The sequence below is a fragment of the Pseudomonas sp. COR18 genome, from assembly GCF_048568395.1.
Classification (GTDB): Bacteria; Pseudomonadota; Gammaproteobacteria; order Pseudomonadales; family Pseudomonadaceae; genus Aquipseudomonas; species Aquipseudomonas fuscovaginae_B.
On record NZ_CP183808.1, the window covers coordinates 4,255,094 to 4,275,749 of the forward strand.

Annotated in this window: 18 protein-coding genes; 9 read left to right on the top strand and 9 right to left on the bottom strand. The window is 58.6% G+C overall.

Translation table 11 applies throughout. The features are described 5' to 3' along the window. Nucleotides 1–64 precede the first annotated feature (64 nt). From lpdA to ACM62G_RS19695, 5 genes are all read left to right on the top strand, one after another. Nucleotides 65–1,501 (top strand): dihydrolipoyl dehydrogenase, encoded by a 1,437-nt coding sequence (lpdA, locus tag ACM62G_RS19675; RefSeq protein ID WP_419735370.1) that lies wholly within the window; start codon nt 65–67, stop codon nt 1,499–1,501. A gap of 199 nt (nt 1,502–1,700) precedes the next feature. Then, the gene (gene sucC / locus ACM62G_RS19680; protein WP_010449065.1) at nt 1,701–2,867 is read left to right on the top strand and encodes an ADP-forming succinate--CoA ligase subunit beta; all 1,167 of its coding nucleotides are present in this window, start codon (nt 1,701–1,703) and stop codon (nt 2,865–2,867) included. Next, nucleotides 2,867–3,751 carry a succinate--CoA ligase subunit alpha gene (gene sucD, locus ACM62G_RS19685; protein WP_017902724.1) on the top strand — a complete coding sequence of 295 codons (885 nt, stop codon included), beginning with the start codon at nt 2,867–2,869 and terminating at the stop codon, nt 3,749–3,751. The genes sucC and sucD overlap by 1 nt, the downstream gene beginning before the upstream one ends. 370 nt (nt 3,752–4,121) lie before the next feature. Continuing rightward, complete coding sequence (brnQ, locus tag ACM62G_RS19690) at nt 4,122–5,435, top strand: branched-chain amino acid transport system II carrier protein (protein WP_419735371.1); 1,314 nt, start codon at nt 4,122–4,124, stop codon at nt 5,433–5,435. A gap of 35 nt (nt 5,436–5,470) precedes the next feature. Further along, nucleotides 5,471–6,175 (top strand): TetR/AcrR family transcriptional regulator, encoded by a 705-nt coding sequence (locus tag ACM62G_RS19695; protein ID WP_273825085.1) that lies wholly within the window; start codon nt 5,471–5,473, stop codon nt 6,173–6,175. A gap of 37 nt (nt 6,176–6,212) precedes the next feature. Here the strand turns inward: ACM62G_RS19695 and ACM62G_RS19700 are convergent, their stop codons facing one another. The 9 genes from ACM62G_RS19700 to ACM62G_RS19740 form a co-directional block, all read right to left on the bottom strand. After that, nucleotides 6,213–7,043: a class I SAM-dependent methyltransferase gene (locus tag ACM62G_RS19700; protein ID WP_273825088.1), complete on the bottom strand. Its 831-nt coding sequence runs from the start codon at nt 7,041–7,043 to the stop codon at nt 6,213–6,215. Nucleotides 7,044–7,109: 66 nt separating this feature from the next. Beyond that, entirely contained in the window at nt 7,110–7,763 is a 654-nt protein-coding gene (gene maiA / locus ACM62G_RS19705) for a maleylacetoacetate isomerase (protein WP_419735372.1), read from the bottom strand. Next, nucleotides 7,760–9,661, bottom strand: coding sequence for an FAD/NAD(P)-binding protein (locus ACM62G_RS19710; protein WP_419735373.1), 1,902 nt, complete (start codon nt 9,659–9,661; stop codon nt 7,760–7,762). The genes maiA and ACM62G_RS19710 overlap by 4 nt, the downstream gene beginning before the upstream one ends. Before the next feature lie 40 nt (nt 9,662–9,701). Then, nucleotides 9,702–10,556 carry an N-acyl homoserine lactonase family protein gene (locus tag ACM62G_RS19715; protein ID WP_273825094.1) on the bottom strand — a complete coding sequence of 285 codons (855 nt, stop codon included), beginning with the start codon at nt 10,554–10,556 and terminating at the stop codon, nt 9,702–9,704. After that, complete coding sequence (locus ACM62G_RS19720; RefSeq protein WP_419735374.1) at nt 10,553–11,926, bottom strand: KamA family radical SAM protein; 1,374 nt, start codon at nt 11,924–11,926, stop codon at nt 10,553–10,555. Before ACM62G_RS19720 ends, ACM62G_RS19715 begins: the two co-directional genes overlap by 4 nt. Before the next feature lie 80 nt (nt 11,927–12,006). Then, a complete protein-coding gene (gene asnB / locus ACM62G_RS19725) occupies nt 12,007–13,860 on the bottom strand; it encodes an asparagine synthase (glutamine-hydrolyzing) (RefSeq protein WP_273825097.1) in 1,854 nt (617 codons plus the stop codon). Nucleotides 13,861–13,981: 121 nt separating this feature from the next. Continuing rightward, nucleotides 13,982–15,496, bottom strand: coding sequence for an MFS transporter (locus ACM62G_RS19730; protein ID WP_273825099.1), 1,515 nt, complete (start codon nt 15,494–15,496; stop codon nt 13,982–13,984). 79 nt (nt 15,497–15,575) lie between these two features. Then, nucleotides 15,576–16,223, bottom strand: a complete 648-nt coding sequence (locus ACM62G_RS19735; protein WP_273825101.1) for a ferric reductase-like transmembrane domain-containing protein — start codon at nt 16,221–16,223, stop codon at nt 15,576–15,578. Nucleotides 16,224–16,508: 285 nt separating this feature from the next. Then, on the bottom strand, nt 16,509–16,754 hold the full coding sequence (locus tag ACM62G_RS19740) for a hypothetical protein (protein WP_273825103.1): 246 nt from the start codon (nt 16,752–16,754) through the stop codon (nt 16,509–16,511). Nucleotides 16,755–16,917: 163 nt separating this feature from the next. Here ACM62G_RS19740 and ACM62G_RS19745 point away from each other — a divergent pair, with 163 nt between their 5' ends. The 4 genes from ACM62G_RS19745 (at nt 16,918) to ACM62G_RS19760 (ending at nt 20,634) form a co-directional block, all read left to right on the top strand. Then, nucleotides 16,918–17,394, top strand: a complete 477-nt coding sequence (locus tag ACM62G_RS19745; protein WP_054057164.1) for a PaaI family thioesterase — start codon at nt 16,918–16,920, stop codon at nt 17,392–17,394. Further along, nucleotides 17,391–17,846 (top strand): PaaI family thioesterase, encoded by a 456-nt coding sequence (locus ACM62G_RS19750; RefSeq protein WP_054057163.1) that lies wholly within the window; start codon nt 17,391–17,393, stop codon nt 17,844–17,846. The genes ACM62G_RS19745 and ACM62G_RS19750 overlap by 4 nt, the downstream gene beginning before the upstream one ends. Nucleotides 17,847–17,935: 89 nt before the next feature. Continuing rightward, on the top strand, nt 17,936–19,840 hold the full coding sequence (gene htpG / locus ACM62G_RS19755; protein ID WP_273825106.1) for a molecular chaperone HtpG: 1,905 nt from the start codon (nt 17,936–17,938) through the stop codon (nt 19,838–19,840). Between the two features lie 65 nt (nt 19,841–19,905). Continuing rightward, nucleotides 19,906–20,634, top strand: coding sequence for a dienelactone hydrolase family protein (locus tag ACM62G_RS19760; protein ID WP_419735375.1), 729 nt, complete (start codon nt 19,906–19,908; stop codon nt 20,632–20,634). Nucleotides 20,635–20,656 lie beyond the last annotated feature (22 nt).

Below are 20,656 nucleotides of genomic sequence, written 5' to 3' on the forward strand. Positions count from 1 at the left end.
TCAGCTCCATCCCACGACGGTTCCCAAAAGGAACCGTCCGGTTTGATTCGATAAGGAATGACACATGACTCAGAAATTCGACGTGGTAGTGATCGGTGCGGGTCCTGGCGGCTACGTGGCTGCGATCAAGGCTGCGCAACTTGGCCTCAAGACTGCCTGCATCGAGAAGTACCAGGACAAAGAGGGCAAGCTGGCCCTCGGCGGTACTTGCCTGAACGTTGGCTGCATTCCTTCCAAGGCGCTGCTGGACAGCTCCTGGAAGTACCACGAAGCCAAGGACTACTTCGGCGTCCATGGCATCACCACCAGTGACGTGAAAATCGACGTCCCTGCGATGGTCGGTCGCAAGGCCAACATCGTCAAGAACCTGACCAGCGGTGTTGCCACCCTGTTCAAGGCCAATGGCGTGACTTCGATCCAGGGCCACGGCAAGCTGCTGGCTGGCAAGAAAGTCGAAGTGACCGGTCCCGATGGCGTCGTCCAGGTGCTGGAAGCCGAGAACGTGATCCTGGCTCCAGGCTCGCGTCCGATCGACATCCCGCCTGCTCCGGTTGACCAGAAGGTGATCGTCGATTCGACCGGTGCCCTGGAGTTCCAGGCCGTGCCAAAGCGTCTGGGCGTGATCGGTGCTGGCGTGATCGGTCTGGAACTGGGTTCCGTGTGGTCCCGCCTGGGTGCCCAGGTGACCGTTCTGGAAGCCCTGGACACCTTCCTGGTGGCTGCTGACACCACCGTTTCCAAGGAAGCCCTGAAAACCCTGACCAAACAGGGTCTGGACATCAAGCTGGGCGCTCGCGTCACCGGTTCGAAGGTCAACGGCGAAGAAGTCGAAGTGACCTACACCGACGCCAACGGCGAACAGAAGATCGTTTTCGACAAGCTGATCGTGGCCGTTGGTCGTCGTCCGGTGACCACCGACCTGCTGGCGGCCGACAGCGGCGTGACCATCGACGAGCGCGGTTTCATCTTCGTTGATGACCATTGCGCTACCAGCGTACCGGGCGTCTACGCCATCGGTGACGTGGTTCGCGGCATGATGCTGGCGCACAAGGCCTCGGAAGAGGGCATCATGGTGGTTGAGCGCATCAAGGGCCACAAGGCCCAGATGAACTACGACCTGATCCCGTCGGTCATCTACACCCACCCGGAAATCGCATGGGTCGGTAAAACCGAACAGGCCTTGAAAGCTGAAGGCGTTGAAGTTAACGTCGGCACCTTCCCGTTCGCCGCCAGTGGCCGTGCCATGGCAGCCAACGATACCGGCGGTTTCGTCAAGGTCATCGCCGATGCCAAGACCGACCGCGTACTGGGCGTCCACGTGATCGGCCCAAGCGCTGCCGAGCTGGTTCAGCAAGGTGCGATCGGTATGGAATTCGGTACCAGCGCCGAAGATCTGGGCATGATGGTCTTCTCCCATCCGACCCTGTCCGAAGCGTTGCACGAAGCGGCGTTGGCAGTGAATGGCGGTGCCATTCACATTGCCAACAAGAAAAAACGCTAAGGACATAATAAGAAACCACGGCGGATCGCCCGTCGCGAGCCTTGTGCGCAAGACTCACCGCGGAACATCCGCTGGACGCAGTCTTGCGTCGTTGCACCGGGCAACCGGAAGACGATGCAAGCAGCAGTCACAGGTGGTGCGGCCCTGGTCACCAGAGCAGCACCGAACGCGCAGTACCTAAACGAAGACGGTAAAAAGCATGAATCTTCACGAGTATCAGGGTAAGCAGCTGTTCGCTGAATACGGCCTGCCAGTATCCAAAGGCTACGCGGTAGACACCCCGGAAGAAGCAGCAGAAGCTTGCGACAAGATCGGTGGTTCCGAGTGGGTAGTCAAAGCCCAGGTCCACGCCGGTGGTCGCGGTAAAGCGGGCGGCGTCAAGCTGGTTCGCAGCAAAGAAGACGCCAAAGCCTTCGCACAGCAGTGGCTGGGCAAGCGTCTGGTGACCTATCAGACTGACGCCAATGGTCAGCCGGTCACCAAGATCCTGGTTGAATCGTGCACTGATATCGCTAAAGAGCTGTACCTGGGCGCTGTCGTTGACCGTTCGAGCCGTCGCATCGTGTTCATGGCTTCCACCGAAGGTGGCGTGGACATCGAGAAAATCGCTCACGACACCCCTGAGAAAATCCTCAAGGCCACTATCGATCCACTGGTTGGCGCCCAGCCATTCCAGGGTCGCGAGCTGGCATTCCAGCTGGGTCTGGAAGGCAAGCAGGTTGCTCAGTTCGCCAAGATCTTCGTTGGTCTGGCCAAACTGTTCCAGGACCACGACCTGGCCCTGCTGGAAGTCAACCCGCTGGTGATCAAGGCCGACGGCGACCTGCACTGCCTCGATGCCAAGATCAACATCGACGCCAACGCCATGTACCGTCAGCCTAAGCTGAAGACCTTCCACGATCCGTCCCAGGACGATCCGCGCGAAGCCCACGCTGGCAAGTTCGAACTGAACTACGTCGCGCTGGAAGGCAACATCGGCTGCATGGTCAACGGTGCCGGCCTGGCCATGGGTACCATGGACATCGTCAACCTGCACGGCGGCAAGCCAGCCAACTTCCTCGACGTGGGCGGTGGTGCTACCAAGGAGCGCGTAACCGAAGCGTTCAAGATCATCCTGTCCGACACCAACGTCGCTGCAGTACTGGTCAACATCTTCGGCGGCATCGTTCGCTGCGACATGATCGCCGAAGGCATCATCGGCGCCGTGAAAGAAGTCGGCGTGAAAATCCCGGTTGTTGTGCGCCTTGAAGGCAACAACGCTGAACTGGGCGCCAAAGTACTGGCAGAAAGCGGTCTGAACATCATCGCTGCTACCAGCCTGACCGACGCTGCTCAACAAGTTGTCAAAGCTGCGGAGGGCAAATAATGAGCGTCCTGATCAACAAAGACACCAAGGTTATCTGCCAGGGTATCACCGGTTCGCAGGGTAGCTTCCACACCCAGCAAGCCATCGAATACGGCACCCAGATGGTCGGTGGCGTAACTCCGGGCAAAGGCGGCACCGAGCACCTGGGCCTGCCAGTGTTCAACACCGTGAAAGACGCTGTAGCTGCCACTGGCGCCACCGCCAGCGTGATCTACGTTCCAGCACCTTTCTGCAAGGACTCGATCCTGGAAGCTGCCTTCGGCGGCATCAAGCTGATCGTCTGCATCACCGAAGGCATTCCTACCCTGGACATGCTGGATGCCAAGGTCAAGTGCGACGAGCTGGGTGTTACCCTGATCGGCCCTAACTGCCCAGGCGTCATCACTCCGGGCGAGTGCAAGATCGGCATCATGCCAGGTCACATCCACTTGCCAGGCAAGGTCGGTATCGTTTCCCGTTCCGGTACTCTGACCTATGAAGCCGTGAAGCAGACCACCGACGCCGGTTTCGGCCAGTCGACCTGCGTAGGTATCGGTGGTGACCCGATCCCTGGTTCGAACTTCATCGACATCCTGAAACTGTTCCAGGAAGACCCGAAGACCGAGGCGATCGTGATGATCGGCGAGATCGGCGGTTCGGCTGAAGAAGAAGCGGCTGCCTACATCAAGGCCAACGTGACCAAGCCGGTCGTTTCCTACATCGCTGGTGTGACTGCTCCTCCGGGCAAGCGCATGGGCCATGCGGGTGCAATCATCTCCGGCGGCAAAGGCACTGCAGACGAGAAATTCGCTGCTCTGCAAGACGCAGGCGTTAAAACCGTGCGTTCGCTGGCCGACATCGGCAAGGCCCTGGCCGAGCTGACCGGTTGGGAAGTCAAGAAGTAAGCTTCGGCTGACTTCCTGCTTCAGGCAAAGGCCACCTTCGGGTGGCCTTTGTACTTTCTGTCCTCCAGCTTGCAGGCATGGCTTAAGGGCCATTCGCGGACAAGCCCGCTCCTGCAGGGCTGTGGAGAGGGGGGGAGTTCTTGCGGTTTCATATGAAATCGCGACAGCGAAGTGTCGCTTATCGGACAAATCGCCCTCAAACAGTGCGTTTTTTGTGCGGATTCGGTACTCTGGCAGCCATTTTGCGTTTGCGCCCCAAAAGGGTGGCTGCGCGCTAAACGGGTCAACCCCATACGGGTCGACAGCATTTCCCTAACCTGACGGGAAATCCCTCTCTAAATTCCGATTCAGCAGTGTGGTATTTCCTTAAATGAAAGTGTTGAAAGGTCAGGACATCCTGGCACTTGGCTTTATGACGTTTGCGCTGTTCGTCGGCGCCGGCAACATCATCTTTCCGCCTATCGTCGGTTTGCAGTCCGGGCCCAATGTCTGGATGGCGGCGCTGGGTTTCCTGATCACCGCGGTCGGCCTGCCGGTCATCACCGTAGTCGCCCTGGCCAAGGTCGGCGGTGCCATGGACGACCTGAGCAGCCCGATCGGCAAGATCGCGGGCGGCCTGCTGGCAGCGGTCTGCTACCTGGCGGTCGGCCCGCTGTTCGCCACGCCACGTACCGCGACCGTGTCCTTCGAAGTGGGCCTGGCGCCGCTGACCGGCGAGAGCCCACTGGCGCTGTTCCTCTACAGCTCGGCCTACTTCCTGCTGGTGTTCTTCATCTCGCTGTATCCGGGACGCCTGCTGGACACCGTCGGACGCTTCCTCGCTCCGCTGAAGATCATTGCCCTGGCAATCCTCGGTATCGCCGCGTTCGCCCTGCCGGCCGGTGACATCGGCAGCGCCACTCCCGAGTACGTCGCTGCGCCGTTCTCCCAGGGCTTCATCAATGGCTACCTGACCATGGATACGCTCGGGGCGCTGGTGTTCGGTATCGTCATCGTCAACGCGATCCGCTCGCGGGGCGTCGAGTCGCCACGGCTGATCACCCGCTACGCAGTGATCGCCGGCCTGATCGCCGGTGTGGGGCTGGCGCTGGTGTATGTCAGCCTGTTCCGCCTGGGGTCGGGCAGCCATGAAGTGGCGGCTGGCGCCACCAATGGTGCGGCGGTGCTGCATGCCTACGTTCAGCATACCTTCGGCTCGCTGGGCAGCGGTTTCCTCGCGGTGCTGATCTCTCTGGCGTGCCTGGTGACCGCAGTTGGCCTGACCTGCGCCTGCGCCGAGTACTTCAGCCGGGTCCTGCCGCTGTCCTACAAGGCCCTGGTGATCATCCTGGCGGCGTTTTCGCTGCTGGTGTCGAACCTCGGTCTGACCAAGCTGATCGCCTTCTCGATTCCGGTGCTGACGGCGATCTACCCGCCATGCATCGCGCTGGTGGCGTTGAGCTTCTGCAAGGAGTTCTGGCACTCGCAAGGTCGTATCGTGGGGCCGGTGATGCTGGTTTCGCTGCTGTTCGGCATGATCGACGCCCTCAAGGGCGCGGGTCTGGCCGATTGGTTGCCTTCGCAACTGTCCCACCTGCCGTTGAGCGAGCAGGGGCTGGCCTGGCTGGTGCCGTCGGTGGTCATGCTGGTGTTGGCTGTGGTCATCGACCGGATGCTGGGCAAGCCGAGCGAGGCGCTGGCCTGAGTCTTCGCCTGACGGCGGATTGTGGATGAGTACAGATGCCCTGTATCGAATACGATACGGGGCATTTTTTTGCCTTCATGTGGCTCAGTCGATGTATTATTGCCTGCATGTCTAATACCGATCCCTCCAAAAAAAACGCCGCTACTCCGGTGCGCGGACGCCCTCGAGAGTTTGACGTCGGTGCCATTTCCGAGGTCGTTGCCAATGTTTTTTGGGCACGCGGGTATCGTGGCACCTCGCTGGACGAAATCTGCAAGGCAACGGGATTGATGCGTGGCAGCCTATATGGGGCGTTCGGCGACAAGCACGGGATGTTACTGGCGGCTATCGAACATTACAGCGACGGCTCGATTGCGCAGTTGGCTGCTCGGCTCAACTCCAGCGAGCCGGCTGATCGCTCGTTGCGGGCGGCGCTGATGCACTATACCCGTTCCGCCTCCGCCCTGGAGGGCCTGGACGGCTGCTTCATCGTCAACACCACCTTGGAAATGATGCCGGAAGATAAGCAACTGTGCGCGCGGATCGAATCGTTCATGAGTCGAACCCTGACCTTGCTGACCGCTGCAGTCATTCGTGGTCAGGCCGAAGGGGTGTTCAACTCGAACCTGGATGAGAAAGCGGTGGGCGACTTTCTGCTGTGCATGATCCAGGGGCTGCGTGTGTTCGGTAAGGTGGTGCATGACGAGGCCCGTCTGACGGCCATTGTCGACATGTCCATGATGACTATCGTGAAGCGATGACCACACCGTCTGGAGTGGCCATCGCCGATCCAACTTATCAGATCTTCTTGAAGACGTACTGGTAGACGCTGCTCGAGACTTTCAACTCTCCGTCTTGCAGACAGTATTTCTTGATCAGTTCACGAGCGGTGTTCTTGAGAGAATCATCGCCGATCTGCTGGGCAATATTCTTGTAGCGCAAGGTGCGCGTGTAGAAATTCAGTACGGCCTCTTCGTTCGGGAAGACCATGGTGCCATCGAACCAGGGTTTCTTGACGAGTTTCAGGGATGCCGGGACGAATCTCATTATGTTGGCATCGCAGAAGCTGTTGGTCCCAGGACCGATCAGGGCGGGGCCATCAAATGGGAAGCCCAGTTTGACCAGGGCGTGGTCCTGAAGCCGATTCAGTTCGCTCATCCAGTCGAAGTCGGCTGTCAGCAGGGAGATGTGGCCACCTGGGGTCAGCAGTGTGGCGAGTTTGTCGAACGCGACCTTGATGTCTGGAACGTGATGCAGGACAAGGTTGGCCAGGATCAGGTCAAAGGCACCCTGTTCGAATGGGGCGTCTTCAATGGATGACTGAATGAAGCGATGATTGCCAGGCAGGGCCTCCACTCGCTCACGGGTCGCTTGCACCATCTCGGGGGAGATATCGATTGCCGTGATATTTACATTCCTGGAACGCGCCACGGCATCGCTGAATCGGCCCAGGCCGGCACCTGCATCCAGCACCTCGGTGAATTTCAGCTCCTTGAGCTGTTCGGCATACCACTGGCTGATTGGGTGTTTGGCCAGTGTTTCCCAAGACTCGGACCGCTGCTTGTAGTCCTCTGTCGTCGCATAGTGCGCTTCCAGGTGCTTGCGATCAAAGTACGTATTGAGACCCATCTTCCACTCTCCTTGCTGGTTATATTTGTGGGTAAAACGTGGTGTAGCCAGGTGTTGCAAAAGTGATCAGGCGCAGACCATGAAGTCCTGCCCTGCCTGGTTTTCCGGGTGTGCTCGGGCAAATGCCGGCTCAGCCAGGCTGTTTTCGACAACTCTGAGCAGGTTCGGCCAGGCCGCCAGCCCCAGCTCCAGGCGCCGCGCCGCATGGACCTGTGGAACCAGGGCAATATCGGCGAGTGTTGGTTGGTCGCCGTGGGCGAATCGACCATGCGGACCGCTGCCCAGCCATCTCTCGGCGGCGGTGAAGCTCTCGCGAAGCCAATGGTGCTGCCACTCCCGTACCTGCTGTTCATCCGCCCCCAACCGGGTACGTAGGTAGGCTCCTACCCGCATGCTGGTGACATGATGAGTATCTGCCGCGATCAGCTGGTACAGCGCTCTGACCCTTGCCTTGCCTCGAGGATCTGCCGGCAACAGCGGTATATGCGGATAGACCTCGTCCAGATACTCGATAATTGCCTGCGATTGGGTCAGCACGAGTCCGTCTGTTTCCAGAGTGGGGACCAGCCCTTGGGGGTTCAGGCACAAATAGTCAGGCTGACGATGTTCGCCCCGGGCGAGGTCATGTTCTATGGATACATAGTCAAGCCCCTTGAGATGCAGGGCGATACGAACCCGGTAGGTCGCGGACGAACGATGGAAACCATGCAGCTTGATCAAGGCCTTCTCCCTGAGCGCAGGGTGACAGGAGGGGGGGCGTCATCGTTGGCCGATGCCTGGATGGCAAGTACCTGACGTTCGCTGAGCGATTCCCATAACCCCAGGACACAACGCTGTGCATCAAGGGTTTGACGCGAGGCTATCGCAGGACGGGGCAGCGCATGAGTATAAAAATGGGCGCCTTCGACTGGATAGCCGATGGCCCACAGGCGCTTCTCCGACTTGCCATGTCGATTTACCGGGTGCAGTTCGGCATCGATGTCGATGCCGCCCGGATGATACTGGCCGTTGTGATAGGGCTGAATCAGCCCATGAGCCATGAGGTTCTTCGTGAGTTCGGAGCCGTCGCTCAGGGGGGAATAGGTGTCCAGCCTGGCGATCACCAGCACATCGGCATGTCGCTGCTCGGTATGTTCGGGATAACGGGTGTCGATCCGGAAGCGTGAGCACTCGTGATCCATGATCACCTGTGCCCCGGGACCTCCAGCGATGTCGATCATGCCCGCTTCGCGCAAGGCCAGGTATTCGAATATACGCCGTCTGGGTGGACCGAAGGAGACCCGGTTTGTTATCGGGTTGAAGTGCTCCACGAAATACTTGTGGGAAGAGGGCGTCAGGCCGCTGTACTCGATAGCCGTGCGCAAGGCTTCACGGGTGTCTCGCAGCACATCAGTGGCTGCTTTTACCGGACTGCCGATGTTGCCCTTGAGGGCTTGCTCGAGATCTTCACGGACCAGCGATTCAAAAAAGTGTCTGAAATCCTCCTGGCTCGTGAATGATTGGCCATTTAGCGGCCATAGAATTGCTTTGATCGCTGCCAGTTCCTCCGGTGTCGGGTTGAATTCGTCGACCGCAACCGGTTTGCCTGTTGCTGCTATTCGATAGGCATAGGCCATTTCCTTGATGACCAGCGGCAACACGTCGAGGCGAAAATCCAGTTGGGGATTGCCCGTATTGGATAGCACCTCTTCGCGTCGGCTCGACATGGCGGCGGGAGTGAAGAACTGGCCGGTATGCTTGCCGGTCAAGCCTTTCTGGTTGATGCCCCGTGCGGCAAATGGCAGGCAGTTGCGAGAAAACAGCAGCAACCCGGGTTCCTCGCCGGAGGCGATGTATTTGAGCCGCCCCTCATGTTCGATGTAGCGTCCGCCTCGTCCCAGGGTCAGGGATGAAATCACATCGTGTGCCGTCAGGCCGAAGCCCTGGATGGCGACGGTTGCAAGCGGGGAGATACGATCCAGGCATTGCACGGGATAGGGAGTGGGGAAATAGTCCAGGTGCCGGTTGTTCGTGACGTGTCGTTCGGCAAATGCCGAAAACTCCAGGTCCTGATCGGTCGGCTGGCGGTTGCCATGCCCAGTGGTAATGACGGCGTAGTCCACCGGGCAGGCTTCTCCTCCCTCCAGGATCACCTCGTAGCCTGCTTCCCTGGGAATCAGGTCGATGACGCTGTGGGGTCTTGGCACCAGTGTTATGTTCGAAGGCATTTGCCGGGCAAGGTGGTTATAGAACCATGCCAGGTATTCGCCCAGCAGGCTGCGTGGCAGGTGGTCCGCATCGGTAATGGGCTCGCCCGTGTTGGCGTCCGCCCGGCAATACAGGGACCCTACCCGGCGATAACCTTCCTGGCGTGCCCACTCTACGAGGGAAAGCTCCTGCTCTGCTCCCGCGATGCTCGACGGCGCGAACATCGTCACCTGTGACGATACGGTATTGATCAACAAGTGATCGGGCTGCTGCGAGTCATGGGCCCCCTCGCCGAGAGGGCGGGGGTCGAACATCTCGACCTGCAATCGCATGCCTGCCGGTAACGTTCGGGAATTTTCCAGCATCCTTTCCAGCACGGTCAGGCCTCTTGGCCCCATGCCGATGATCGCTATTTTCACTGGCTGTATCATTCGAACCTCCAGGTTCGGTGCCGGGCTGGTGTGAGCCCGCTCATTCATTTACCCAGGGCGCCGCACCAGGTGCGGGGATGGAAACGGGATGTTCGTGCAGGGCGACGATGTCCGGTTCATTGCGCCAGGCCGGGAACTTCAGGCGTACCGCCGGATCGTGACCCGGGATGATGTGCTGTGGCCCCTCGGCCAGATCCTCGATGCGCTGGTGACCTTCGAGCATGTCGGCTACGTTGAGTACGATCGGGAATGGACGCCGTGAGCGCAGGTTGTCCCAGTAATGCGCAGCATCGCTGGCCAGCACGATGAAACCGCGAGCCGTGTTCACCCGGACTACTTGCAGGCCGGCGGTATGGCCGCCCAGCAAGTGGACGCTGATGCCGGGGGCGATGTCTTTATCGCCGTTGGCGAACACCATTCGCCCGGCATAGAGGCGTTCGATGGCGGAAGCCACATCACGTGCCTCGAAGGGCTTTCGCAGTGGGGCCTGGCACATGCACCGACCTGTGCAATAGGCCATCTCTGCTTCCTGCAGGTGCAGTCTGGCATTGGCAAAGGCGCCGATGTTGCCGGCGTGGTCGTAGTGCATGTGCGTGATGATGATGTCCTGCACCGCTCCGGCCTCGATATCCAGCCGTTCCAGCAATTCAACCGGGGAATGCAGGTACTGTCGTTTACGACGCGAGGCCATTTCAGCGCTGAACCCGGTGTCTACCAGTATCGTGCGCTGCTCGTTCCGGATGACCCATACGTAGAAATCCAGGGGCATGGAAATGTCATCGTGCGGGTCATCCCCCAGGTAGTTTTCCGCGCTGCGACGTTCGCCATGGGTGGCGTAGCGCAATGCGAAGACTTCATACCGGGGAGTATTTGTATTGGCTGAAGAGTGATTCATTCCGTACCTTCCAGCAGGAGTTCGTCTTCATCGATCAACTCCACCGGTATCACGGCGTCGTTGGCGGCATTCTGTTGTTCGAAGAAAAAGCGCTTTTCGCCAAAGGCCGGCACCAGCTCATCGAGCCAGGTGGCCTTGGGGTCGAATCTGGCGAAAAAGGGGCGACGTACCCAGAGGGGGTTGCGTGCTTGCAGAAACTGCAGGACGAAAACCTTTTCCCCGGCGATTTCGGTGATCCCGTCAATCATGACCTTGCCTGGAAAGGCGCTCATGGACGGCCCTCTTACCGTTCGCGCCAAGCCTGAGATGGTGCGATAGGCTTGGGTAAATATTTCATAGGCACGCGCCAGCGGCAGGTTGAAGTACTCACTGGGGCCGGTATCGCGTTCAACGAACATGTAGTAGGGGATGGCGCCCAATTGCACGCCAGTGGTCCACAGTTCGGCCCAGTCCTCGGGAGACTCGTTCACATGGCGAATCAGCGGAGCCTGAATACGCAGGGTTGCGCCGGTGGCCAGGATGTTGCGTACCGCCGCCTGGGCAATGGGATGTTTCAGTTCGCGAGGGTGGTTGTAGTGCCCCATGATTGCCAGGTTTCGGCCAGAGGCGATGACACTTTTGAATAGCCCCAGCAGGTCTTGGGAATCCTTGTCGCTGATGAACCGCTGTGGCCAGTAGGCAACGGACTTGGTGCCGATGCGAATGTTCTGGATATGGCTCAGTTCCTCGACCAGCAATGGCTCTATGTAGGCCTTCAAGGCTCGCGCGCTCATGATCAAGGGATCACCACCCGTGATCAGGACATCGGTGACTTCGGGGTGTTGCTTCAGGTATTCGACCAGCGTCTCGGAGCTGCGGGCATTGAACTTCAGGTCATCCATGCCGACGAACTGCGGCCAGCGGAAGCAGAAGGTGCAATACGCGTGGCAGGTCTGTCCGGCACTGGGGAAGAACAGCACGGTTTCCTGGTATTTATGCTGGATTCCGGGCACGGGCTTGCCATTCAGGCGAGGCACGTTATGTGTCATCTGACCAGCGGGATGCGGGTTCATCCGCTCACGGATAGTGTGTACCTGTGCGTCTATATCCGCTTGTGGCGCGCCGGCTTCGAGCAGGTCGCGCAGTGCCGTGTATTCATGCTCGCGCAGCATATCGCGGTGAGGAAAGGTCAGCCGGTAGATGGGGTCGTCGGGAATGTTGTCCCAGTCGATCAACTCGTCGAGCACGTAGTTATTGACTCGAAATGGCATGACCAGGGAGACGACCTCAATGACTTCTCTCTGGTCCGCCGAAAAGCGTGTCCATTGTGGTGCGTTGCGAATGGTCTGTCGGGTATAGGGTTTGAATGCCCACACTTGGTTGTCGTCCATGAGCCCTCTCCTGAAAGGGGAAATCGAAGCTGAGTCCCGGTACAAATCGATGCCCGGGAAAGGCGATCCTGTCTTTGGAATCAAATGTCCAAAGTGACGTCGTACTCGTCCAGCCAGGTATTGAGGCCAATGGCCATTTCCATTCCGATCCGGTTCTGGCGTGGGGACGATGCACCGACTTCCGTGCTCAGTACCTGCTGGATCAGTTGGGTATCCAGCAGTGGCTTGGCGGGCGCGTGCGGATTGTCGAGGATCTGCTTCATGGAAGCCCTCAGTTGTTTCTCGTAGGCAGGGTCCTGTGTCGCGGGATAGGGGTTCTTGATGCGGTCAAGAATGGAGGCGGGAAGCAGATCCTTTGCGGCAGCGCGCAGAATGCTCTTTTCCCGACCATCGAAGGCCTTCATTTCCCATGGAATATTGAAGGCATAGTCAATAAGGCGGTGATCGCAGAAGGGCACTCGGACCTCCAGACCTACCGCCATGCTCATGCGGTCCTTTCGGTCCAGCATGATCTGCATGCAGCGCGTTAGGTGTACATAGGTTTCCTGGCGCATACGCTTGTTCAGGGCACTTTCCCCTGGCAGAGCGGGAACTTCACTGATTGCTTGGGCGTAGCTGTCTTTCAGAAAGGTCTGTATGTCGAGTTTCTTGACCAGATCGGGAGCGAGCAGGGCTTTGCCGTCGAAGTACTTACCTGTCGCCGAGGTCATCCAGCCGAAGAAGTTTTCCGAAATGGCCTGCGGATCGTGGAACCAGCGATATCCGCCAAACAGCTCGTCGGCCGCTTCCCCCGAAAGGGCTACGGTGGAGTGCTTGCGTACCTCCTCGAAGAGCCGGTAAAGCGAAGGCCACATGTCGCCCCAGAAAGCCGGGGGCAGGTCCAGTGCGCGGACGACCTTGGCATGTAGTTGCGGATCGGCCATCAGCGCGCTGTCGAGAATGACCTCTTCATGGGTGGAGTGGATCTGCTCCACCAGTGCTTTGACAAAAGGGGCATCTGGGGTGAGGTTGAAGTTATTGGCGACAAAGTCCTGGCCGTGGTCGCGGAACTCGAGGGAAAAAGACCGGATGTTGCCTTTGCCGCTTTGCAGCAGCTTCTTCGATGCGAGCGCGGTAATGATCGAGGAGTCGAGTCCACCGGACAGCAGACTGCACAGTGGAACATCGGCTACGACCTGGCGGCCGACGATGTCTTCCAGTAGGTCACGGGTGTGGCTTATCGTCTGCTCAAGATCATGCTCATGCTCACGAGCCTCCAATTGCCAGTAGCGTCGAGTGGTGAGCCCGTCACGGGTCAATCGTACCCATTCACCGGGTAAGACTTCGCGCATGCCTTCAAAGACTGCATGCCCTGGTGTCTTGACCATTTCCAGGATCTCACGCAGCCCGTCGGCCTTGACTCTGCGTGGCACCAGTGGGTTGGCAAGCAGTGCCTTGGGTTCTGAGCCGAATATCACCCCGTCACGGGTTGGGTAGTAGAACAGCGGTTTGACGCCTGCACGGTCACGAACCAGCAGCAGTTGTTGGGTATGGATGTTCCAGATAGCGAAGGCATAGATTCCGTTAAGGTGTTCGACAAAGGCTTCGCCCCATTCAAGATAGGCTGTCAGTACCACCTCGGTGTCGCTGAGTGTCAGGAACCTGTGACCTCGGGAACGGAGTTCCGTGCGCAGTTCCTGGAAGTTGTAGACCTCGCCGCTGTAGGTGATGACCGCGGCGTCCTGCCCGCGCTTGTCCTTGGCCAGCATTGGCTGGCGACCACCTTCCAGATCGATGACCGATAGGCGGCGGTGGCCAAAGCCAACGGGGCCGCTGATCCATAGGCCTTCAGCATCGGGGCCGCGCAGGGCCATGGTATCGGTCATGTCTTGCAGGACATGGCGCTGAAAACTCAAATCCTGGCCGTACGAAACCCAGCCTGTGATTCCACACATAATTTGCTCCCTAGTTTATTTGTTTTGTTATTTTGCTTTTATGCTTTTGGCAGGCAGGCTATAAGTTTGCCTCCGCCATGAAAGGGGAGGCTTTTATTATTAAATTATTTCTTGTAAGGGTTTACTGGTTGGTTGCCAGGTAACGTTTTGATTGTGGTGCAAATATTACCAGGCTGAAGGTTGCCAGCAGCCAAACGCCAATTCCACCATATAACATCAATACACCAAAACCATAACTGAGAGCGTCATGTATGGCTGTCGATGATGCTACGGTATTGGAAATGGTATTTCCGGAGGAAATGGACTCGGCCAGTGCATGCAGTTGTGCTTCGTCGATGTTGCCGGGAATATTCTGTTTCAACTGGGTATAGACGGCTTGGGCGAGAATAAGCCCCATCAGTGCAATGTTGATTGCCAGCGAAATCATCCGGGCGCTCATGTCTATGCCGGACGCCATGCCTGCGCGGCTGCTGTCCACGGAGCCCGTCGTGGTATTGGTAACGGGAGTGTTGGTGATGCCCAGGCCGATACCGGCCACGAGACAACCAGGCAACATGGTCAACCAGCTGGCATGTTCTACGCTGCTGCCATATTTCATCAGCATGAAGCCCAGGCCGATGGTAAAGAGCCCGCAAGGAATGACGACGCCTGGACGGTAGCGAAGGGCCAGCCGTTCACCGACAGGTGGGAACACCAGGGTCGGCAGGGTGTAGGCGAGCAGTGCCAGGCCGGCGGTGACCGGGTCGTAGCCCAACCCGCTCTGGAAATAGATGGGCAGATAGATCATGAACGGCCAGAAGCTGAAGTTCATGCCGATCGATCCCAGCAGGGCACCTGAGAAATTTCGGATTTTGAATACCGAGAAGTCGAACATGGGGTGGGAATGGTTTTTTTCCGCGTAAAGGAACACCACGAAACTGGCGATTGTCGCGGCCAGGATGCCGAGTGCCTGTGTACTGCCAAACCCGAGATCCGGTCCCTGGGTGATGTAGTAGGCCAGGCCGAAGACTGCCAGCGACAGCGTGACGATACCCAGGCTGTCCAGTTTGCGCGCTTGTGGATCTCGTGACTCTTCGACACCTGCAAAGACCAGAAAGAGGGTCACCACGGCAATCAGTACATGGACCAGGAAGACCCACTGCCAACTGGAGATGGCTACGATCAGGCCGCCGATGATCGGGCCGAAGCCCAGGCCCATGCCGAACACAATTCCCCAGGCGCCAAAGGCTTTGCTTCTTTCACGCCCCTCCTGGAACTGATGGGACAGGATGGCGACCTGCGCGATCAGCATGGCGCCGCCGGCCAGCCCCTGCAGGAATCGGCTGGCAATCAGTACCGACACGTTCTGTGCCAGGCCGCAGATCAGTGAGGTGATACCAAAGGCCAGGATGCTGATGATAAAAACACGACGACGGCCAAATCGATCAGCCAGGGTTCCAGTGGCCATCATGATGGTCGTACAGGCAATGGTGTAAGCGTTCATGATCCATTGCATTTGTTTGAAGTCAGCCTGCAATACTGTTTCCAGTCCGGGCAGGATAACCGGCACGCTTGATATCTCCAGGCCGAACATCAAGGACGCCAGGCAAATGGCTGCCAAGGCGATTCTATTTTTTGAACTGTGGGAAAGAGGCACAGATAAACTCCTTGCAATTATCGAATAACGAAAATTGATCCATGGTGCGAGCGAAAACTTGATGGCAGCAGGGGGCTGTTCAGTGTGCAGCGGTGCCCTGTACTTTAAGTTGTGAACGCTTGGTCCTGACGGCTATCCGTAATCCGTAGGCAATAAGCAGTAGGCCTACGCAGAGGATGACATGAAGTTCAATTGTGGGGCGGTGAAGGGTATAGATGGTGAATGCTGAAATGAACATTGACCACAGGTAGTAACTTCCAACCCAATGGAGTAATTGCCAAAGTGGGCGTCCCAACCAGGTTGCGGTGCGGTCAAAGGATGTGGCGACCATTGCATACATGAACAGATAGCCGATAGCGCCCAGAATGCTGAAGACAAACGGCGGCTTTGCCGTATCGAAGAGTGTCGGTGCTTCAATGGCAAAGGCAACGACTGCCGACAGGTGCACGGTATGCGCCATTGCGAAGGCTACACCCAGGTGACGGCGGTTGCGTTTGAGCCATTGGGTCAGGGGAGTCGGCCATAGCGTATGGAGTGCGCCGCAGGCGAATACCGTACAGAACAGGAAGAGGGCGCAACGTGCCGAGAACACCGCGACATTGCGTATGCCTGTGATGTCAGGCTCGATAGCGAGTATTGCCAAGGCGGCAACCACTACCGCTGTGGTCAGGCTGGCACAAAGGTACCAGCCATCGTGCCATTTTCCATAATAGCTCGAGGTCGTCATGTTGACTGCCTTCAGTGAGTGCGCGTCCGTGCTCCCTTGGTTAGTCTACGTACGGCAGTCAAACCAAAGATTTTTTGAATCTTTATATCCTATTGCTCTAGATTATCTGACTGCTCATTCAATATGTCAACATGTTTCAAGGCTGCTGCGTATGGTAAATATCCTCGCTTTCTGAAGCCTTGAGGCAAAGGAAATGCTCGAAGAGGAAATCAGCAGGCGAAAAAAAGCCCGCATTCAGCGGGCTTTTCATGGTGTTGTCGAGCGTTGCGCGGCGAGCCTCCAGCCTCAGGAGCCGGTCGCTTCCTTGGCACCTTCTTCGGCCGCCGCCTTGTTCGATTCAGCCTGAGCTTTGGCAGCTTCGGCGTTTTCCTTGGCGGCCTCGTTCACTTTATCCTGAGCTTCGTTCATTTTTTGCTGAGCTTGCTCGGCGTGTTGGTTTGCGTCTTGAGCTTTGTCCTCGGATTTCTTATCGCAGGCAGCGAGACCCAGAGAAGCGGTCAGCATCAAGGCAATAGCTAAAGTCTTACGCATGGGGGTGTTGCTCCTTTGTGGAAATAGTGACTACTGGCCTTTTGAACGCCCGCCGATGGCTTAAGTTCCTTTATTTCCAAAGATATATAAGTGCTTGAGGCACGGAACTTTTTCCAGTGCCCAGAGTTTGTCGCTGCAGGTACCCCGATGAGGATTGTCGTCCATGAGCCAAACCGCCGTTTTTGAGCGCGCCACACGCTTTCTCAGTGCCCTCCGGCATTGCCAGGTTCTCGGGCTGCGGCTGCACAGCGTCGACGATCGCGGGCTGACCCTGATCCTGCCCTACAGCGCGGGAATCGTCGGTGATCCGCAGACCGGCGTGATCCACGGCGGCGCCCTGAGTTCGCTGATGGATACCGCCTGTGGCATGGCCACACTGTGCGTGCTGCCGGAGTTCGAGGTCTGTCCGACTCTCGACCTGCGCATCGACTACATGCACCCGGCCGAGCCCGGCCAGGATGTCCATGGCTACGCCGAATGCTATCGGGTGACCCGTGACATCATCTTTGCCCGGGGGCATGCCTATCAGGGCGATCCGGCCAACCCCATCGCCCATGTAGTCGGTACCTTCATGCGCATGGGCAAGGGCCTCAAGGGCAGTCGCAGTTTCGGCAGTTCGATCAGTGGGGATTCGGCATGAGCCAGGATTTCAAGGAGCAACTCCAGCAGGCCCATCAGCAGGGCGACTACGGCCAACTGCTGCAACGGATTCCCTATGCCGGGCTGATCGGCATCGAGTGCTCGCGCCTGGGTGACGAGTTGCTGTTCCGCCTGCCGGCCAGCAAGGACAATATCGGCAACCCCCTGTTGCCGGCGATTCATGGCGGGGTCATTGCCGGGTTCATGGAGCTGGCGGCGGCGTTGCATCTGCTGGTGTTCACCGGCTCGCCGGGAGTGCCCAAGGTCATCGATTTTTCCGTCGACTACCTGCGGGCCGGGCAGTTTCGCGATACCTATGCCAAGTGCCAGGTCTGCCGCCAGGGACGGCGGGTGGCGAACGTTGCCGTTACCGCCTGGCAGAGCACCGAGGCCGAACCGATCGCCACCGCCCGTGCTCACTTCAAGATCGAGGAAGCGTTACCGGGCTCTTGAAATCCCCGTGGCAGTCCCCAACTTTGATGACAACCCGCCGCCAACGCCTGCATGGGCGGCCATTGCCATCCAATTGGAGTTTGATGACCATGAGTGTGGAAACTCAAAAGGAAACCCTGGGCTTCCAGACCGAGGTGAAGCAATTGCTGCACCTCATGATCCATTCGTTGTATTCGAACAAGGAGATCTTCCTGCGCGAATTGATCTCCAACGCCTCCGACGCCGTCGACAAATTGCGTTTCGAAGCCCTGTCCAAGCCCGAGTTGCTGGAAGGTGGCGCCGAACTGAAAATCCGTGTGAGCTTCGACAAGGACGCCAAGACCGTCACCCTCGAAGACAACGGTATCGGCATGAGCCGTGACGATGTGATCACCCACCTGGGGACCATCGCCAAATCCGGCACTGCCGACTTCATGAAAAACCTCTCCGGCGACCAGAAGAAGGACTCGCACCTGATCGGTCAGTTCGGCGTGGGCTTCTACTCGGCCTTCATCGTCGCCGAGCAGGTCGAAGTCTTCAGCCGCCGTGCAGGCCTTGCGGCCAGTGAAGGTGTGCACTGGTCGTCGAAGGGCGAGGGCGAGTTCGAAGTCGCCACTATCGACAAGGCCGACCGTGGTACCCGTATCGTCCTGCACCTGAAGTCCGGTGAGGAAGAGTTCGCCGACGGCTGGCGCCTGCGCAACATCATCAAGAAGTACTCCGACCACATCGCCCTGCCGATCGAACTGCCGAAGGAAGCCGCGGCCGCCGAAGGCGAAGAGAAGCCGGCGCAGGAGTGGGAAACCGTCAACCGCGCCAGCGCCCTGTGGACCCGTCCGCGTACCGAGGTCAAGGACGAGGAGTACCAGGAGTTCTACAAGCACATCGCCCATGACTATGAGAACCCGCTGAGCTGGAGCCACAACAAGGTCGAAGGCAAGCTGGAATACAACTCGCTGCTTTACGTGCCGGCCCGTGCGCCGTTCGACCTGTACCAGCGTGAAGCGCCGAAGGGCCTCAAACTCTACGTGCAGCGCGTATTCGTCATGGACCAGGCCGAATCCTTCCTGCCGCTGTACCTGCGTTTCATCAAGGGTGTGGTCGATTCGAATGACCTGTCCCTGAACGTTTCGCGGGAAATCCTGCAGAAAGACCCGATCATCGATTCGATGAAGTCGGCACTGACCAAGCGTGTTCTCGACATGCTGGAAAAACTGGCGAAGAACGAGCCTGAGCAGTACAAGGGCTTCTGGAAGAACTTCGGCCAGGTCATGAAGGAAGGTCCGGCCGAAGACTTCGCCAACAAGGAAAAAATTGCCGGCCTGCTGCGTTTCGCCTCGACTCACGGCGACGACGGCGAGCAGGTTGTGTCGCTGGCCGAGTACCTGGCGCGTGCCAAGGAAGGTCAGGACAAGATCTACTACCTCACCGGCGAAACCTACGCTCAGGTCAAGAACAGCCCGCACCTGGAAGTCTTCCGCAAGAAAGGCATCGAAGTGCTGCTGCTGACCGACCGTATCGACGAGTGGCTGATGAGCTACCTCAACGAATTCGATGGCAAGAGCTTCGTCGACGTCGCCCGTGGCGACCTGGACCTGGGCAACCTGGACTCGGAAGAGGACAAGAAGGCTGCCGAGGAAGTTGCCAAGAGCAAGGAAGGCCTGGTGGAGCGCCTCAAGACCGCCTTGGGCGACGCCGTTAGCGAAGTGCGGGTTTCCCATCGCCTGACCGATTCGCCGGCTATCCTGGCGATCGGCGAGCAGGACCTGGGCCTGCAGATGCGCCAGATCCTCGAGGCCAGCGGGCAGAAGGTGCCGGATTCCAAGCCGATCTTCGAATTCAACCCGAGCCATCCGCTGATCGAGAAGCTCGACGCCGAGCCGGATGAAGACCGTTTTGGCGACCTGTCGCACATCCTGCTCGACCAGGCGGCCCTGGCGGCCGGCGACAGCCTGAAGGACCCGGCGGCCTACGTGCGCCGACTGAACAAGCTGCTGGTTGAGCTGTCGGTCTGATAACGCTGTAGAAAAACCCGCTTCGGCGGGTTTTTCATTTTTGGGATGTCCTTACGGAGTATGTAATGAGCCAAATCACTGTCAGTTCCGTGGTCTATCAGGTCGATGGCCAGTCCTATGAAGGTCGCCTGGCCTTCGATGCCAGCCACAAGGGCGCGCGTGCGGGCCTGCTGATGGCGCCGAACTGGATGGGCGTCAGCGCCGGTGCGGAAAAGATCGCCCAGTCGGTGGCGGCCAAGGGTTATGTGGTGTTGGTCGCCGACCTCTACGGCCAGTCGGTACGTCCGCAGAACGGCGATGAAGCCGGTGCGGCGATGATGCCGCTGAAGAACGATCGGGCCGAGCTGCGCAAGCGCATGCAGGCCGCGTTCGAAGCGCTGCAGGGGCAGGTCCTGGCGCCGGTCGACAGCTCGAAGCTGGCCACCTTCGGTTTCTGCTTCGGCGGCTGCTGCTCGCTGGAACTGGCCCGTACCGGTGCGCCGCTGAAGGCCGCCGTCTCCTTCCACGGTACGCTGGACACGCCCAACCCGGCGGATGCCCACAACATCAAGGGCTCGGTGCTGGTGCTGCATGGCGCGTCCGATCCGCTGGTGCCGCGCGAGCAACTGCCGGCCTTCGAAGAGGAAATGAATGCCGCCGGGGTCGACTGGCAACTGCTCAGCTACGGCGGCGCGGTGCATTCGTTCACCGATCCGCATGCCAATGTGCCGGGCAAGATGATGTATGACGCGAAGACCGCCTGCCGGTCCTTCACCGCCATGCACAACCTGCTGGAAGAAGTGTTCGCGGGCTGAGGCCTCTGTCTTTCTAGAGCAC